General features: G+C 67.3%; 15 protein-coding genes. 13 read left to right on the top strand and 2 right to left on the bottom strand.

The features are described 5' to 3' along the window. Nucleotides 1-184: 184 nt before the first annotated feature. From IPK75_02940 to IPK75_02885, 12 genes are read left to right on the top strand one after another with little or no spacing between them, the layout of a single operon-like run. Entirely contained in the window at nt 185-748 is a 564-nt protein-coding gene (locus tag IPK75_02940; protein ID MBK8197302.1) for a division/cell wall cluster transcriptional repressor MraZ, read from the top strand. Next, nucleotides 748-1,776, top strand: a complete 1,029-nt coding sequence (rsmH, locus tag IPK75_02935) for a 16S rRNA (cytosine(1402)-N(4))-methyltransferase RsmH (protein MBK8197301.1) — start codon at nt 748-750, stop codon at nt 1,774-1,776. Before IPK75_02940 ends, rsmH begins: the two co-directional genes overlap by 1 nt. Further along, a complete protein-coding gene (ftsL, locus tag IPK75_02930) occupies nt 1,773-2,123 on the top strand; it encodes a cell division protein FtsL (protein ID MBK8197300.1) in 351 nt (116 codons plus the stop codon). The genes rsmH and ftsL overlap by 4 nt, the downstream gene beginning before the upstream one ends. Then, nucleotides 2,120-3,751: a penicillin-binding protein 2 gene (locus tag IPK75_02925; GenBank protein ID MBK8197299.1), complete on the top strand. Its 1,632-nt coding sequence runs from the start codon at nt 2,120-2,122 to the stop codon at nt 3,749-3,751. Before ftsL ends, IPK75_02925 begins: the two co-directional genes overlap by 4 nt. Continuing rightward, entirely contained in the window at nt 3,748-5,184 is a 1,437-nt protein-coding gene (locus IPK75_02920; GenBank protein MBK8197298.1) for a UDP-N-acetylmuramoyl-L-alanyl-D-glutamate--2,6-diaminopimelate ligase, read from the top strand. The genes IPK75_02925 and IPK75_02920 overlap by 4 nt, the downstream gene beginning before the upstream one ends. Next, the gene (locus IPK75_02915) at nt 5,181-6,617 is read left to right on the top strand and encodes a UDP-N-acetylmuramoyl-tripeptide--D-alanyl-D-alanine ligase (GenBank protein MBK8197297.1); all 1,437 of its coding nucleotides are present in this window, start codon (nt 5,181-5,183) and stop codon (nt 6,615-6,617) included. Before IPK75_02920 ends, IPK75_02915 begins: the two co-directional genes overlap by 4 nt. Next, the gene (locus IPK75_02910) at nt 6,617-7,810 is read left to right on the top strand and encodes a phospho-N-acetylmuramoyl-pentapeptide-transferase (protein ID MBK8197296.1); all 1,194 of its coding nucleotides are present in this window, start codon (nt 6,617-6,619) and stop codon (nt 7,808-7,810) included. Before IPK75_02915 ends, IPK75_02910 begins: the two co-directional genes overlap by 1 nt. A 10-nt stretch (nt 7,811-7,820) precedes the next feature. Further along, complete coding sequence (locus IPK75_02905) at nt 7,821-9,236, top strand: UDP-N-acetylmuramoyl-L-alanine--D-glutamate ligase (protein ID MBK8197295.1); 1,416 nt, start codon at nt 7,821-7,823, stop codon at nt 9,234-9,236. After that, complete coding sequence (locus IPK75_02900; GenBank protein MBK8197294.1) at nt 9,233-10,390, top strand: cell division protein FtsW; 1,158 nt, start codon at nt 9,233-9,235, stop codon at nt 10,388-10,390. The genes IPK75_02905 and IPK75_02900 overlap by 4 nt, the downstream gene beginning before the upstream one ends. Then, nucleotides 10,383-11,483, top strand: coding sequence for an undecaprenyldiphospho-muramoylpentapeptide beta-N-acetylglucosaminyltransferase (murG, locus tag IPK75_02895; GenBank protein ID MBK8197293.1), 1,101 nt, complete (start codon nt 10,383-10,385; stop codon nt 11,481-11,483). Before IPK75_02900 ends, murG begins: the two co-directional genes overlap by 8 nt. Continuing rightward, nucleotides 11,480-11,854, top strand: a complete 375-nt coding sequence (locus tag IPK75_02890) for a hypothetical protein (GenBank protein ID MBK8197292.1) — start codon at nt 11,480-11,482, stop codon at nt 11,852-11,854. The genes murG and IPK75_02890 overlap by 4 nt, the downstream gene beginning before the upstream one ends. A 13-nt stretch (nt 11,855-11,867) precedes the next feature. Further along, nucleotides 11,868-13,283, top strand: coding sequence for a UDP-N-acetylmuramate--L-alanine ligase (locus IPK75_02885; GenBank protein ID MBK8197291.1), 1,416 nt, complete (start codon nt 11,868-11,870; stop codon nt 13,281-13,283). Here the strand turns inward: IPK75_02885 and IPK75_02880 are convergent. Continuing rightward, nucleotides 13,280-14,035 carry a hypothetical protein gene (locus IPK75_02880; GenBank protein ID MBK8197290.1) on the bottom strand — a complete coding sequence of 252 codons (756 nt, stop codon included), beginning with the start codon at nt 14,033-14,035 and terminating at the stop codon, nt 13,280-13,282. The genes IPK75_02885 and IPK75_02880 overlap by 4 nt on opposite strands. Nucleotides 14,036-14,199: 164 nt before the next feature. On the opposite strand from IPK75_02880, the gene IPK75_02875 reads away from it, so the two are divergent. Then, nucleotides 14,200-15,693, top strand: coding sequence for an MFS transporter (locus tag IPK75_02875; protein ID MBK8197289.1), 1,494 nt, complete (start codon nt 14,200-14,202; stop codon nt 15,691-15,693). Here IPK75_02875 and IPK75_02870 read toward each other — a convergent pair. Beyond that, complete coding sequence (locus tag IPK75_02870; GenBank protein MBK8197288.1) at nt 15,690-16,298, bottom strand: pilus assembly protein; 609 nt, start codon at nt 16,296-16,298, stop codon at nt 15,690-15,692. The two genes, IPK75_02875 and IPK75_02870, sit on opposite strands and share 4 nt — an antisense overlap. Between the last annotated feature and the right edge of the window lies 1 nt (nt 16,299).

Here is a 16,299-nt window from a genome sequence, read left to right as displayed (position 1 = left end):
ACCGATGCCGCAGGGCCACACACGGCTGCAAGTCCTGGAAAAGGCGGCGGAAATTTCTCCCTTCCCACGCGATCCCATCGTCCGTGTACAACCAGTTCCGCCGATGACCGCTTTTTGTTCTCTTATTGGACTTGTGTGGAAATCCCGATTCGCTCGAAGCGCCCATTGAGGCCCATACGTGCCCATGATAGTCCACGTTTACACATGGTTTACCCATGGCGGGGTTGAGGCAAATCCAGAACAGGACGGTCGGGTGTTTTATTCCACCTATGAGGGCGCTATTGACGCAAAAGGGCGGGTTTCGATCCCGGCTCCCTTTCGCGCTGCGCTGGGTGGAAACTCCCGCGTTTTCATCTGGATAGCCCCCGACGGCTCGGGCGCCCTGGAGGGCGGCGGCGAGGCGCTGATGGAGCTCTACGCCGAGACCCTGGCGGAGCTTCCCCTGCAATCCCCGGTTCGCGAAGCCTTCGTCACTTCGGTGATCGCCGGGTCGGCTGACCTGAAGATCGATGATACCGGCCGCATCAAGCTGCCGGACGAGTTCTGCGAGGCGGCGGGCATCTCGGGCCGCATCCGGTTCACCGGCGCGATCGAGAGCTTCAAGATCTGGGATCCCGCCCGGTTCGAAGCCCACCGCGCGCGCCAGACCGGCGTCGCGCAGCAGCCTGAAACCCTTGACGCCTTCCATGCGGCCTACCGCGAAGTGCGCCGGCGCCGTGCGGCTGCCTCGCGCGGGGAGGCCGGATGATGGCCGCCCGCACACCTGCCCGCCCGCCGGCTGCGCCCGGCCACCTACCCGTGATGCTGGGCGAAGTGCTCCAGACGCTGGCGCCGGCGGACGGCGACGTGATTGCCGATGGCACGTTCGGCGGCGGCGGCTACACGCGCGCCATCCTGAAGGCTGCAAATTGCAAGGTGCTCGGCATCGACCGGGACCTCGACGCGATTGTCCGGGCGGAGGCATTGGCTGCGGAAAATCCGCGGCTGGTGCCCCTGCTCGGACGATTTGGCGACATGGACACCCTGCTTGAGCAGGCCGGTCACCCGCAGGTCGACGGCGTGGTGCTGGATATCGGCGTGTCCAGTTTCCAGATCGACGAGTCGGAACGGGGCTTCTCGTTCATGAAGGACGGCCCGCTGGACATGCGCATGGGCGCGTCCGGGCCGGCGGCGTCCGATGTGGTCAACCGGATGGCCGAGCGCGACCTCGCCAACATCATCTTCCGGCTCGGCGAGGAGCGCAACGCGCGCCGTATCGCCCGGTCGATCGTCGAGCGGCGCGCCTCGCAACCCTTTGAAACAACGGCAGATCTTGCGGCCCTGGTGGAGGCCGCCGTCGGCGGGCGCCGGGGAGCCAAGATGCATCCTGCGACGCAGACGTTCCAGGCGATCCGCATGTACGTCAATGACGAGCTTGGCGAACTCGCGCGCGGCCTCGCCGCCGCCGAGAAGGTGCTGAAGCCGGGCGGGCGGCTGGTGGTCGTCTCGTTCCACTCGCTCGAAGACCGGCTGGTGAAGCAATGGCTGCGCGAGCGCGCCGGCGGCGTGCCGGCCGGCTCGCGCCACATTCCGCTGATGGCCAAGACCAGGGCGCCGAGCTTCGAGCAGATTACAAACAAGGCGCTGCAACCATCTGAAAACGAAGTGGAAACCAATCCACGGGCACGCTCTGCAAGACTGCGGGCAGCGCGCCGGACACAGGCGGCTGCTTTTGCGAGTCCGGCGGACGACGGAATGGACCTGCCGCCGATATCTGAGCTGGAGGTTTCCTCATGAGCCGGCGTGCATTTTTCTTCGGGTTGCTGGTCGCGGCCCTGCTCGTTTTCAGTCTTTACCGCGCCAAGTACGGCGCCCGCGATACGCAGGCCGAGCTGATGGCGGTCGAAGCCGAGATCGAGCAGGCGCAAAAGGAGAAGGCGGTGCTCGAAACCGAGCTCGCCCATATGAGCCGCAGCGATGCGCTCGAGGAGTACGCGCGCAAGGAACTCGGCATGGTGCCGCCGAAGGCCGACCAGATCGTTGACGAGGATGACCTTGACAAGATCGTCGGCCCGCCGAGCGACGCCATGGTCACCGGCACTGATCCGCAGGCGGACAAACCCGCCCCGGAGGCCACGCCATGAGCGAAGCCTCGCGCGACCGGACGCGGCTGGCAGGGCTGGTGCTCTGCGGGCTGTTTGTCGTCATGGCCGGGCGAGGCGGATACCTGGCGCTGAGCGGCGTGCCGGACAAAGGCGAGGTGAAAGTCGCCGAAGTCAAACCGGCGGCGCTGCGCGCCTCGATCCTTGACCGCAACGGGACGCTGCTCGCCACCAATGTCGAGACGTCGTCCCTGTTCGTGAATCCGAGCCTCGTCTGGGACCCGGAGGAAATCTACAACGGCCTGGTGAAAACCTTCCCGGATGTCGCGAGCGACAACCTGCGCGAAAAGCTGGCCGACAAGTCGCTGAAATTCGTCTGGGTCAAGCGCGGCCTGACGCCGAACCAGCGCCAGGGCGTGATGGACCTGAAGCTGGAAGGCCTCGGCTTCCGCACCGAGGTGCGCCGGTTCTATCCGATGAACCAGCTGGCCGGGCAGGTGCTCGGCCAGGTCAATCCCGACGGCAAGGGCATCGCCGGCATCGAGCTTGCCTCCGACAAGGCGCTGAAAGCGGGCGACGAACCGGTGCGCCTCACCCTCGACGTGCGCGCCCAGACCGCCGTTGAAATGGAACTCGCCACGGCCGCGCAGGATTTCGAGATGGCCGGCGCCGCCGCCATCCTGATGGACACGCACACCGGCGAAGTGCTGGCGATGGCGAGCTGGCCCTCCTACGACCCGAACCGGCCGGACGATTATCTGTCCACGGATCCGGCCCGCATGAACCGCGCCATTGCGGCGGTGTATGAGCTGGGCTCGGTATTCAAGCCGCTGACCCTGGCGGCAGCGCTGGATGCCGGCGCGGTGCGCCCCGAGCAGCAGTTCGATGTCAGCCAGCCGATCAAGCTCGGCCGGTTCGAGATCACCGATACCCACAAGTTCGCCAGGAGCGCCAACCTCACCGAGATCATCGTCGAGAGCTCGAATATCGGCACCGTGCATGTGGCCCGCGAACTCGGCAGCCGGCGCCAGAAGGATTTCCTCACCGAGGCGGGCCTCTTCAGCAAGGCGGCGATCGAGCTGCCGGGCAGCGCAAAGCCGATCCAGCCGCCGCAGTTCGACGAGACCGCCGCCACCACCATCGCCTTCGGCCACGGCCTCGCCGTCTCGCCGCTGGCCTTCCTGTCGGCCTTCGCGGCGCTCGGCAATGGCGGCGAGATGGCCGAGCCCACGCTCATCCTCGACCCCGCCCGCAAGCCCGAACCGAAGCGGCTGATGTCGGCGATCACCGCCGAGACGGTCACCCGCATGATGCGCGAATCTGTGCTGCGCGGCTCTGGCAAGACCGCCGACGTGCCGGGCTACCGCGTGGCCGGCAAGACCGGCACCGGCGAGATCGCGGTCAACGGCGCCTATGACAAGAACGCAAATATCTCGAGCTTTGCGGCGGTGTTTCCCGAGGATGGCCCGCAATATGCCCTGATCGTGACGCTGGATAATCCGCAGGCCCGCGCGGGCCGCGGTGCAACGGCGTCGGCGAGTGCGGCCCCCGTGGCGGGCCGGATCATCGAACGCGTCGCGCCCTTGCTGGGCGTCACCCCCCGCTTCGACGATCAGCGCCCCGCCCGGACCGGGCAGGTCGACATGTCTCCAGAAAGGAGCAATCTGTGAAATTGAAGGACCTCTTCCCGCTTGCCGAGAACGGCGAGACCGAGATCCTCGGCATGACGGCCGACAGCCGCCAGGTGAAACCCGGCTGGTTGTTTGCGGCGCTGAAGGGCAGCGTGCATGACGGCGCGAAGTTCGCAGCGATGGCGCGCCAGCAGGGCGCCGCCGCGATCCTGTCCGATGGCAGCGCCGACGCCGGCGGCCTGCCGCATGTGGTGGCCGATGAACCGCGCCGCGCCCTCGCCCTTGCGGCCAAGCGTTTCCACCCGGCCCAGCCTGCCACCGTGGTCGCCATCACCGGCACCAATGGCAAATCCTCGACGGTCGACTTTGCCCGCCAGATCTGGAGCAGCGCCGGCCTGAAAGCCGCCTCGATGGGCACGCTCGGCGCCATCGGCCCGGCCGGCAAGATCGATGTCGGCCACACGACGCCCGATCCCGTGACCATCCACGAAACACTGGAAATCCTGGCCGGGCAGGGTGTCACGCACTGCGCGATGGAAGCCTCCAGCCATGGGCTCGAGCAGCACCGCCTCGACGGGGTCGATCTCGCGGCCGTCGGCTTCCTGAACTTCACGCAGGACCATCTCGATTACCACGGCTCGATGGAGGAATATCTCCAGTCGAAGCTGCGCCTGTTCAAGTCGCTGGCGCCGAAAGGCGTGCCGGCGATCGTCAATGCCGACAGCCCGCAGCGCGACGTGTTCGAGGCGGCGGCCAAAGACGCTGGCCTGAAGGTCGTCTCGTTCGGCTGGAAGGGCGAAGACCTCTGGATCGACGAGCTGATGCCGAAACAGGCCGGCCAGTCGCTGTTCCTCTACTGGCGCGATGTCGAACAGAAGCCAGTCGAGCTGCCGCTGATCGGCGAGTTCCAGGCGCTGAACGCGCTGGCGGCCGCCGCAATCTGCCTGTCGCTGGGCATGGAGTTCCCGGCCGTAGCCGAGGGCCTGTCGAAACTGAAACCGGTCAAGGGCCGGCTTGAATATGTCGGCCGGACTGAAACCGGCGCGACCGTGTTCGTCGACTATGCCCATACGCCGGACGGCCTCGACGTGCTGCTGCGCGCCGCGCGTCCGCACACGGCCGGCCGCCTGAAGGTGATCTTCGGCTGCGGCGGCGACCGCGACGCCAAGAAGCGCCCGATCATGGGCGAGATCGCCAGCCGCCAGGCCGACGATGTGATCGTCACCGACGACAATCCGCGTTCGGAAGATGCCGCGAAGATCCGCGCAGCGGTCCTCGGCGGTGCCAGGGGCGCGCGCGAGATCGGCGACCGGGGCGAAGCGATCCGCACGGTGATCCGCGAACTGAAGAAGGGCGACACGCTGGTGATCGCGGGCAAGGGACACGAGACCGGGCAGATCGTCGGCAAGGACGTGCTGCCCTTCTCCGACCAGGACGAGGCGCGCGCCGCGCTCGCCGGGAGCCTCGCGTGACCGCGCCGCTCTGGACCTCCGAAGACATCGAACTTGCCACTGGCGGCAGCGCCCAGCAGGCTTTCACGGTCACTGGCACCGTGTCGATCGACACGCGCACGCTGCAGCCGGGCGATCTGTTCGTGGCGCTGACCGATGTGCGCGATGGGCACGACTTCGTTGACGCCGCCTTCAAGGCCGGCGCCGCCGGCGCGCTCGTCTCGAAGCCGGTCGCAGGTGCCCGCGCCGTGATGGTCGGCGATGTGCTGGAGGCGCTGACGGCGCTCGGCATTGCCGCCCGCATCCGCTGCGGCGCGATCCGCACGGCGGTCACCGGGTCTGCCGGCAAGACGTCCGTGAAGGAAATGCTGGCGCGCATCTATGCCGCCTTCGGCCCGGCTCACTCCAACGCCAAGAGCTTCAACAATCACTGGGGCGTGCCGCTGATGCTGGCGCGGATGCCGGAAGCGACGCAGCGCGCGGTGTTCGAGATCGGCATGAACACGCCCGGCGAGATCGCGCCGCGCAGCCAGATGGTGCGTCCGCAGATCGGCATCATTACCAATATCGCGGCGGCGCATCTGGAAGGCCTTGGCTCGGTCGAGGCGATCGCGCGCGAGAAGTCCGACATCTTCGCCGGCCTCGAAGCGGGCGGCACGATCATCCTGCCGGCCGAAGACGCCTTCCTCGATTTCCTTTCGGGCCGGGCCCGCGAACTCTGCCCCACCGGCAATGTCGAAACTTTCGGCCGCTCGGCCGACGCCACCGCGCGCGTCACCGGCTACGAGACCGATGGCCGCACCAGCCGGATCTCGGTCGATGTGGTCGGGCGCGCGGCGAATGTGTCGATCAACGCGGTCGGCGAACACTGGGCGATGAACGTCGCCGCCGCCCTGCTCGCCGCCAGCCAGACCGGACGCTCGGTGGCCGAGTGCGCCGAGGCGCTGTCCGGCTACGCGCCGCCGCCCGGACGCGGCACGGCGGAGACGCTGGCGCTGCCAGATGGCGGAAGTTTCACTTTGATCGACGACGCCTACAACGCAAACCCTGCCAGCATGCGGGCGGCGCTGAAATCGCTCGCGCAGCGCACCGGCGGGCGGCGCCTCGCGGCGCTCGGCGACATGCGCGAAATCGGGTCGACCTCGGCGCAGGAGCATGTCGCCCTGGCCGGTCCGATCGCTGAAGCGGGGGTCGATGGAATATTCCTCGCAGGACCCGAAATGCAGCGCCTCGCCGAGGCGTTGCCGCCGGGTCTTCCCCAGGCATCTGCTCCGTCAGCGGATGACTTGTGGAATCAGCTGCAAAAAGCCCTGAAGGACGGCGATCTGCTCTTGATCAAAGGGTCGAATGCCTCCGGGATGGGACGGTTAGCGGACCGCCTGCGCCAATGGAGTGCAGCGGCCGGATTGGGCAAGATGGAAAGCGGTCCAGAAGGGACTGCGAGGACAAGCTGATGCTGTACGAATGGCTGTCCGCGCCAAGCGGACCCCTCAACCTGCTGAACTATATCACGTTCCGCACCGGCGGCGCGGTGGTCACCGCGTTCCTGATCACGGTGCTGTTCGGCGATGCGATGATCAACTCGCTGCGCGCCCGCCAGGGCAAGGGCCAGCCGATCCGCGACCTCTCGCTGGAACAGCAGATGTCGAAGAAGGGCACGCCGACGATGGGCGGCCTGCTGATCTGGCTCGGCCTGATCGTCGCCGTCGCGCTCTGGGGCAACCTGCGCAACCCCTATGTCTGGGTCACGCTGTTCGTCACCTTCTCCTACGCCTTCCTCGGCTTCCTCGATGACCTCGCGAAGGTCACCAAGCAATCGACCGATGGCGTCTCGGCCGGGGCGCGCCTGATCGCCGGGTTCGGCATCGCCGCCCTTGCCTGCGCCGTGATCATGGGCCTGCACGGCGCACATACGCCGGCTGGCCATGCCGAGTGGGGCCCACTGAACCCGCTCGCCGAGTGGATCGCCATGCTCGCGCCGGAAACCTCGGTCCAGCCCGCCGATCCGGATTTCTCCGGCGGTGTCGCCGTGCCCTTCGTCAACAACTACTTCCTGCCGCTGGGCGGTTTCTTCATTCTGTTCGGGATGATCGTCATCGTCGGCGCCGCCAATGCGGTGAACTTCACCGACGGGCTCGACGGCCTCGCCATCGTGCCAATGACCTTCGCCGCTGCCGCCTATGCGATGATCGCCTACCTCACCGGTAACTTCGTATTCGCCGAATATCTCGGCATCCAGTTCGCCCCTGGCGCCGGCGAGCTTGCCGTCGTGCTCGGCGCGATGATCGGCGCCGGCATGGGCTTTCTCTGGTACAATGCCTACCCGGCCAAGGTCTTCATGGGCGACACCGGCTCGCTCGGCCTTGGCGGCATGCTCGGCGTCGTCGCCGTCGCCACCAAGCACGAGTTCGCCCTCGTCGTGATCGGCGGCCTGTTCGTGATCGAAGCCGTCTCGGTGCTGACCCAGATCGGCTGGTTCAAGATCACCAAGCGCCTGACCGGGGAGGGCAAGCGCATCTTCCTGATGGCGCCGCTGCACCACCATTTCCAGAAGAAGAACTGGCCGGAAACGCGCGTCGTCGTCCGCTTCTGGATCCTCTCGGTCCTCTTCGCCCTCGCGGGCCTTGCCACGCTGAAGCTGAGGTGAGCCGCGCACGATGATCCGGATTACCGAATACGCTGGACGAGACGTTGCCGTGTATGGCCTTGGCCGCACGGGTCTCAGCGCTGCGCTGGCCCTGAAGGCCGGCGGCGCGCGCGTCCATGCGTGGGACGATAACGAGGAAACCCGCGCCAAGGCCGAAGCCGCCGGTATTGCCCTCTCGGACATCAACAAGCGCGACTGGCAGACCTTTGCCGCGCTCGTGCTGTCGCCCGGCATTCCCTACAAGTTCCCGCAGCCGCACCGCCTGGTGCGGATGGCCGAGATGACCGGCGTGCCGGTGATCGGCGACATGGAACTCTTCGCCCGCGCCGTGCAGGCGATGCCCGAGCGCAGCCGTCCGAAGATCGTCGGCATCACCGGCACCAACGGCAAGTCCACTACCACCTCGCTGGTCGGCCATGTGCTGAAGGAGGCGGGCCGCGATGTCCGCGTCGGCGGCAATATCGGCACCGGCGTGCTCGACCTCGCCGCCTTGCACTCCAATGCCATCTATGTGCTCGAGCTGTCGTCCTACCAGCTCGACCTCGTGAAGAGCCTGCACTGCAATGTGGCGGTGATGCTGAACCTGTCGCCGGACCATCTCGACCGGCATGGCGGCATGGACGGCTACCAGGCCGCCAAGATGCGCATCTTCCAGAACCAGACGCCGCAGGACATGGCGGTCGTCGGCTTCGACGACATCTACACGCAGTCCATCGCCATCGGACTGTCCGCCAGCGGCCCGCAGCGGGTGACACAGATCTCCTCGACCTACACGCTGGGCAAGGGCGTCAGCGCGGTCGAGGGCCGCCTCTATGACAATCTCAGCGGCAAGGCGGAATTCATCGGGAAGATGGAAGACTGCCCGGCCCTGCAGGGCCGTCACAATTGCCAGAACGCCGCCGCCGCCTTCGCGGTGTGCCGCGCGCTCGGCCTCGACGCGCCGACGATCATGGCCGGCCTCAAATCCTTCCCCGGGCTTGCCCACCGGATGGAGAACATCGGCTCGGTCAGCGGCGTCCGCTTCGTCAACGATTCCAAGGCGACCAATGCCGAAGCCGCCGCGCAGGCCCTGCGCGCCTTCAAGAACATCTACTGGATCGCCGGCGGCGTGCCAAAAGCGGAAGGCATCCTGCCACTCGCCCCGTTGTTCCCGAACATCGCCAAGGCCTACCTGATCGGGCAGGCGGAAGACGCCTTCACCGCCACGCTGCAAGGCAAGGTGCCGGTGCAGGCCTGCGGCACGATGGACCGCGCGGTCGACGCCGCCTTCCGCGACGCGCTGGCGGCAGGTGATACCTCGCCGGTGGTGCTGCTCTCGCCGGCCTGCGCCAGCTTCGACCAGTTCAAGGACTATGAGCATCGCGGCGACGTGTTCCGCAGCCTCGTCAAGTCGATGATGCCGGCGCCGCTGAAGGAGTCCGCGTGACCCAGTCGGCTTCCGCCGCGCCGCTGCTGCCCCGCGCCGACGCCAGCTGGTTCACCGAATGGCGCCGGACGCTGGACTGGGGCCTCGTCGCCGGCATCCTGCTGCTGGCCGCCATCGGCCTGCTGATGTCGCTAGCCGTCAGCCCCTCCGCCGCCGAGCGGATCGGCTACCCGGACTCCTATCACTTCATCTACCGGCAGGGCGTGCATGCTGCCATCGGCATCGGCCTGATGCTGGCCGTCAGCACGCTCGAACGCAAATGGGCGCGCCGCTTCGCCACCGTGCTGTTCCTCGTCTCGCTCGCGCTGATGGCGCTGGTGCTGGCGCTGGGGCGCGAAGTCAACGGCGCGCAGAGCTGGTTCCGGTTCAGCGCCTTCTCGGTCCAGCCGAGCGAGATCGTCAAACCGACGCTGATCGTCGTGTGCGCCTGGCTGCTGGCGCAGCGCGAGCGCTACCCGGCCGGGCCCTGGCTGGTGGCGGCGTTTGCCTTCTATGCGGCCACGCTGGTCCTCTTCCTGCTGCAACCGGATGTGGGCGGCTCCGCGCTGCTGTCGGCGGCGTTCCTGACCGCCTTCTTCGTCAGCGGCATGCCGAAACGCTGGGTGATCGGCTTCGCCGGTGGCGGGGCGATCCTGTCCACGCTGCTCTACCTCGTCGTGCCCAACGTGAAGCGGCGGGTCGACATGATCTTCAACCCGTCGAGCAATCTCGACACGTTCCAGATCGATATGGCGGCGGCGGCTGCGCGGCGCGGCGGCCTGTTCGGAACGGGTCCGGGCGAGGGGCAGGTGAAGCTGCAGATCCCCGAGGCGCACACCGATTTCATCTTCGCCGTCATCGCCGAGGAATTCGGGCTCGTCGCCGTGATCGCCGTGCTGGCCATCTTCGGGCTGATCGCGATCCGGGGTTTTCGCGCTGCGTCGCGCATCGAGGACGGGTTCGCCCGGGCAGCGGCCTCCGGCCTTTTTGCCCTGTTCGCCATCCAGGCCGCCGTCAACATCGGCGTCAACCTGGCGCTGCTGCCGCCCACCGGCCTGACCCTGCCCTTCATCTCGTATGGCGGCTCGTCGATGGTGGGCATGGGATTGACGCTCGGCCTTGCGCTTGCTCTCGTGCGCGGAGAAGGCACGAGGAGCCGCGGGCCGTATGGCTGACATCCAAGCTGAAAAACTGGTCGTGATCGCGGCAGGCGGCACGGGCGGCCACATGTTCCCGGCGCGCGCCTTCGCCGACGAGCTGCGCGCGCGCGGCTGGAAGACCGCGCTGATCTCGGATTCGCGCGGCCTGCGCTATGCCGCCGATTTCCCGGCCGACTGGAAGGAAGAGATCGAGGCGGCCTCGCCGAATTTCCGCAAGCCGTGGAAGCTGCCCGGCGCGATGCTGAAGATCAATGCCGGCATCGGCAAGGCGTCGAGGCTGCTGAAACAGCACCGCCCGGCCCTCGTGGCCGGGTTCGGCGGCTACCCGGCCTTCCCGGCCCTCGCCGCGGCGCGCCGGCAAGGCGTGCCGATCATCATCCACGAACAGAACGCCGTGCTGGGCCGCGTCAACCGCCAGTTTGCAAAACATGCACGGCTGGTGGCGAGCGGTTTCCAGCGGCTGGATTTCCTGCCCCCCGGCTCGCCGCACATGCCGGTCGGCAACCCCGTGCGCGCGGCCATCCTCGCCGCCGCCAGCCGGCCCTTCCCGCCGACCGACGGCCAGCTCAACATCTTCGTCACCGGCGGCAGCCAGGGCTCGCGTATCATCGGCGAGATGGTGCCGCTGGCGATCGCCCAGCAACTGCCGCCGCCGCTGATGGCGCGCATCAAGGTCGTGCAGCAGGTGAGGGAAGAGCAGGTCGAGGCGGTGCGTGCGGTCTATCGCACGGCAAAGATCGAGAGCGAACTCGCGCCCTTCTTCTCCGACATGCCGGACCGGCTGGCAGATGCGCATCTGGTCATCGCGCGCTCCGGCGCCGGCACGGTCAGCGAACTGGCCGCCGTGGGCCGCCCGTCGATCCTGATCCCGCTCGCGATTGCGATGGACGACCATCAGGCTGCCAATGCCGAAGCGCTGAGCGATGTGGGCGCGGCCGACATGCTTCTGGAGGCGAACGTCAATCCGAAACTGCTCGGCGCGCTGATCGCGGCGCGGCTGTCCGACCCGGAAGACTTGAAGGCGCGGGCGGCGGCGGCGAAGTCGGCCGCCAGGCCGGACGCCGCGAAAGAGCTTGCCGACATGGCCGAGAGGATCGCGGAACTATGATCCGCAACTCCGCTTTGCTGGCGCTTGGCTTCGGCCTTTTCCTCGCGATCGCCGAGGTCGTGCGCAACTGGGGCAACTGGCAGCCCTGGCCGTTCTGGATCGTCGACTTCATCGCCGCCGGCGCGCTGGTCTGGGGCGGGGTGCGCACGCTCAGCCAGGGCTCGTCGCGCCTCTTGTCGGCGGCGTGGGGCTTCACGGTCGGCATCTTCTGGATGTCGTTCTTTTCACATACGCAGGCGCTCAGCAGCGGCGAGGCGCGCAGCTATGCCAGCGGCGCCGTCAACGAGAACCTCCTGACGCTGATCATCGGCGCGATGCTGCTGGCGGCGATTGCCGGACTGCTCATGTCGCTGACGCGGCGCACCATCTAGGACGCAAACCGGCATGACCGCACCCACCCCCTTTTCCGTCGGCCCCGCGCACATCGTTGGCATCGGCGGCATCGGCATGTCCGGCATCGCGGATGTGATGCTGACCATGGGCTACGAGGTGCAGGGCTCCGACGTCGCCGACAGCGCCAATGTCGAGCGGCTCCGGGCACGGGGCGTGAAGGTGTTCATCGGCCACAAGCCCGAGAACGTCACCGGCGCCGGCACGGTGATCATTTCCTCGGCCATCCGGCGCGACAATCCGGAAGTTCAGGCCGCCCGCGCGGCCGGCATTCCGGTGGTGCGCCGCGCCAACATGCTGGCCGAGATCACACGCCTCAAATACACGGTCTGCATCGCCGGCACGCATGGCAAGACGACGACCACCTCGCTGGTCGCCTGCCTGCTTGACGGGGCAGGGGTCGACCCGACCGTCATCAATGGCGGCATCATCCATGCCTATGGCTCGAACTACAAGGCAGGCGAGAGCGACTGGATGGTCGTGGAGAGCGACGAGAGCGACGGCACTTTCACCAAGCTCTACCCGACCTGCGCCATCGTCACCAATATCGATCCCGAACACATGGACCATTACGGCACCATGGAGAAGCTGCGCGAGGCGTTCGACACCTTCGTCGAGAACCTGCCGTTCTACGGATTCGCCGTGCTGTGTACGGATCATCCGGAAGTGCAGGCGCTGGCCGCGCGGGTCACCGACCGGCGCCGCATCACCTACGGCTTCAACCTGCAGGCCGATGTGCGCGCCACCAACCTGACGACCGATCTCAGCGGCGCGCATTTCGATGTCGAGATCCGAAGCGCGGCCGGAAAGCCCAAGATCATCACCGGCCTGACCCTGCCGATGGCCGGCGAGCACAATGTGCAGAACGCGCTGGCGGCGATTGCCGTGGCGCTGGAGCTGGGCGCCGGCGACGAGCAGATCCGCGGCGCGCTGGCCAAGTTCGGCGGCGTCAAACGGCGCTTCACGGCGGTCGGCGACTGGACGCCCGTGAAGGGCCAGGCCCCGGTCAGGATCATCGACGATTACGGCCATCACCCGGTCGAGATTGCCGCCGTGCTGAAGGCCGCCCGCGCGATGCAAGGGAAGGGCGTGCTGGTCGCCGTCTGCCAGCCGCACCGCTATACGCGCCTGCGCGACCTGTTCGAGGAATTCTCCACCTGTTTCGATCAGGCCGACCATGTGCTGGTCGCGCCGGTCTACGAGGCGGGCGAGACGCCGATCCCCGGCATCACGAGCGAAGCGCTGGTGAATTCGATCCGCCGCCACGGACACAAGAGCGCCGCCGCGCTGACGGGCCTCGAGGCGTTGCCGGATGCCGTGCGCAAACTTGCCGGGCCGGGCGCGATGGTCGTCTGCCTCGGGGCGGGGGACATCACGAAATATGCAGGCGAACTCGCCGGCAAGCTCTAGCCGGGTCCGGGGCGCGCAATCCTGCGCGTTTCAACGACAACGGTATCGCCGCTGATCGCCAGCGAGTCCGTCCGGTCGGCCAAGAGCCGCAGCTCCACGTCGCCGCCGGTCTGACCGCCGCCGACGCAGAAGTCCGATGCGTCACCCGCCCGCACGCTGCGCGCGCCGAGGCCCGGGGCGCGGTCGATGCGCGCGCCGCCGGGCCAGCGCAGTTCAACCGCGTATTGCTGCAGCAGCGCCGTGTTGTTTTCTGCCGTGACGCAGATTTCAAGGTCGCCGTCCGGGCCGGCGCTGATGACGGCGCCGCCGAGCCGGCCGCCGGTCACGCCTTCATAAGCGTAGGCGCCGAAGGCATTGTCGACCATCCGGTAGTAGGCCTCGGCCCGCATCCGGCAGGTGCGCGCCCCGAACGAGGCCGGATCGCGCCCGGCATTGCAGATGCCGATCATCTCGTCGTGCATCCGCTGGTCGCACCAGGCCTGCGAACGCTCACGCAGCTCGTAGCAGGCATCGTGGCGCTTGCAGACCGGGCGGAACGGGCCGTCGAGCGCCGGCGCCATGAAGGCGACCAGGGAGGGCGGCAGGTTGTCGGAAATGAATTCCGGGCCGCACCGGTCGGACGGTTTGCGCACCGCGTCTTCGCGCGCCGCATAGCCGGGCTCGCGCGCCGCCGGCCGGTCGATGCCGGGTGAGGCGGCGCAGGCGGCCAGGGCTAGCAGGCCGGTCGAGACGGTCAGTTTCAGCCTTCGCATGGCGGGGTCTCCCGGCCCCTGACTATCGCAGCGCAGCGGCGGGGGAAAGCAGGCAAGGCCCGGCCAGGCTGACGCGCGGGAATGAGCAAAGGCGCTTCCCCTTTCGCGGCGAACAGATACTCTTTCGCCAGCAAGCGCAGGCACATGCGCCAGGAGGAAACAAAATGTCCGAAGTGATTCTGGACGCTGCCCCTGTGGGCGCGCGCGCGATTCCACCGGGGGAGGGCGGCGCACTGGGCAAGACCGGGTTCGCCTGGGCCTGGTTCGAGGCCGTCCGGAATCCCTACTACATCCTCATCGTCATCTATGTGTTCGCGCCGTATTTCGCGCGCGACATTGTCGGCGCCGATATCCTCGCCAGCGGCAAGCTCGACGGGCTGGATCCCGAAGCCGCGCGACGGGCAGCCGGCGCCGAAGGGCAGGCGATGGTGGCCAGCCTGTCCAAGACAGCCGGCTATATCGCGGCCTTCACCGCGCCTTTCCTCGGCGCGGCGTTTGACCGGGGCCTGCGCCGCAAGCCGCTGCTGCTGGTTTGCCTGGCGCTGATCTCGGTGGTCAGCCTGTCGCTCTGGTGGGCCATTCCGGGTCCGGAAGGTTTCTCCACCACGGCCGTGATGTCGCTGCTGATCGCGGCCTATGTGGCCTTCAGCTATAGCGAGGTCGCGCACAATTCGATGTTGCCGGACGCGGCCGCGCCGTCCGCCTTGCCGGCGGTCTCGGGCATGGGGCTGGCGCTCGGCAATGCTGTCGCCACGGTGATGTTTGTCGGGCTGGTCATCTGCTTCGCCCTGCCGGACGCCATCGGATGGCCGACCAAGGAGGCGATGTTCGGCATCGACACCAGCCGGTTCGAGCAGTTCCGGATCGCCGGCCCGCTGTGCGGCATCTGGATGATCGCCTCGATGTGGTATTTCTTCCGCCATGCGCGTGACACCGGGGTGAAAGGCACCTCGCCCATCACCGCGATCAGCGAAGGCGCCAAGGGCGTGATCCGCACGGTGCGGCGCGCGGCTCATCACCGCGAGGCCTTCAAGTTCCTCATTGCACGGATCATCTATGCGGATGGCATGTTCGCCCTGCTGACCATGGGGGCCGTGTATGTCAGCCTGTTCCTCGGATGGGGCCTGATCGAGCTCACCATCTATGCGATCTGGGCCTCGGCCTGGGCGGTGGTTGGCGGCATCTTCGGCGGCTGGCTCGACCAGCGCGTCGGCCCGAAGAACGCCCTCGTCGGCGAACTCGTCGCCATCGTGCTGATCCTGTTCCTCGGCCTGTCGATCACGCGCGACTCGGCCTTCTTCGGGCTCGTCCCGAACGTGAAGCTGTGGGACGCGCCCTTCTTCTCGGGCTCGTCAGACCTGATCTACCTCGCACAGGGCGCGCTGATTGCGGTATTCGCGACGGCCAACATCTCGTCGAGCCGCTCGATGCTGATTCATGTGGCGCCGCCAAAGATGCGCGGGGAGTTCTTCGGCCTCTACGCGATTGCGGGCACGGTCACGGTGTGGATCGGACCGCTGCTGATCGAGCATTTCACTCGCTGGTCGGGTGACCAGCGCGTCGGCATGTCGGCGATTGCCTTGCTGTTCTTCGGCGGCCTGGCCGCGCTGCTCACCGTCAAGCCGACGGCGGCGGCGACCGACGATCAGACCAGCTAGCTCGACGGGCCGAAGCCGGTGGCCGGGTTGCCGTCTTGGGTGCGTGCGATCTGCGTGACCCGGCGGGGGCGCAGGTAGAACACGTCCTTCAGCGTCTGCGACGTGTCGAGCACGAAGCCGATATTGCTTTCGTAATTGTACTCGACTTCCGAGACGATCACCGAACCGGGGCTGGGCACCAGGCCAGCCGGCACGGTGATCAGGGCGTTCGTGGAGTAGGGGGTCATGTGGTAGCCGTCCGACCAGGCAACCCGCGTCTGGCCGTCACCGTTGTCGACCACCGAAGTGATCCGCATACGGGCATTCGCCAGCGAATAGGGCTGCATGGTCACGGTCGCGGCGTTGAACAGTTCCTGCATGTCGGCGTCGCTGACCGTCACGAGACGCGCCGTGAGGTCGCCGAGGCTGGAGGCGGTGGTCGTCACGCGCCGGTCGACGCGCATCAGCAGGCTGAGTTCGATACAGCCGAAATAGATCAGCACCATCAGCGGCGCGATCAGGGCGAACTCGACGGCCGAGACGCCTTTCTCGTTGTACCAGAGGCCCTGGATTCCGCGCCAGCGGGTGCGGCGGGTCAGCGGCGAAAGAAGGGTGCGCAGCGTCATG

The organism is Acidobacteriota bacterium, from assembly GCA_016712445.1.
Classification (GTDB): Bacteria; Pseudomonadota; Alphaproteobacteria; order Caulobacterales; family Hyphomonadaceae; genus Hyphomonas.
The sequence above is the reverse complement of the archived record's forward strand: the minus strand, read 5'-3'. Positions and strand labels throughout refer to the sequence as shown.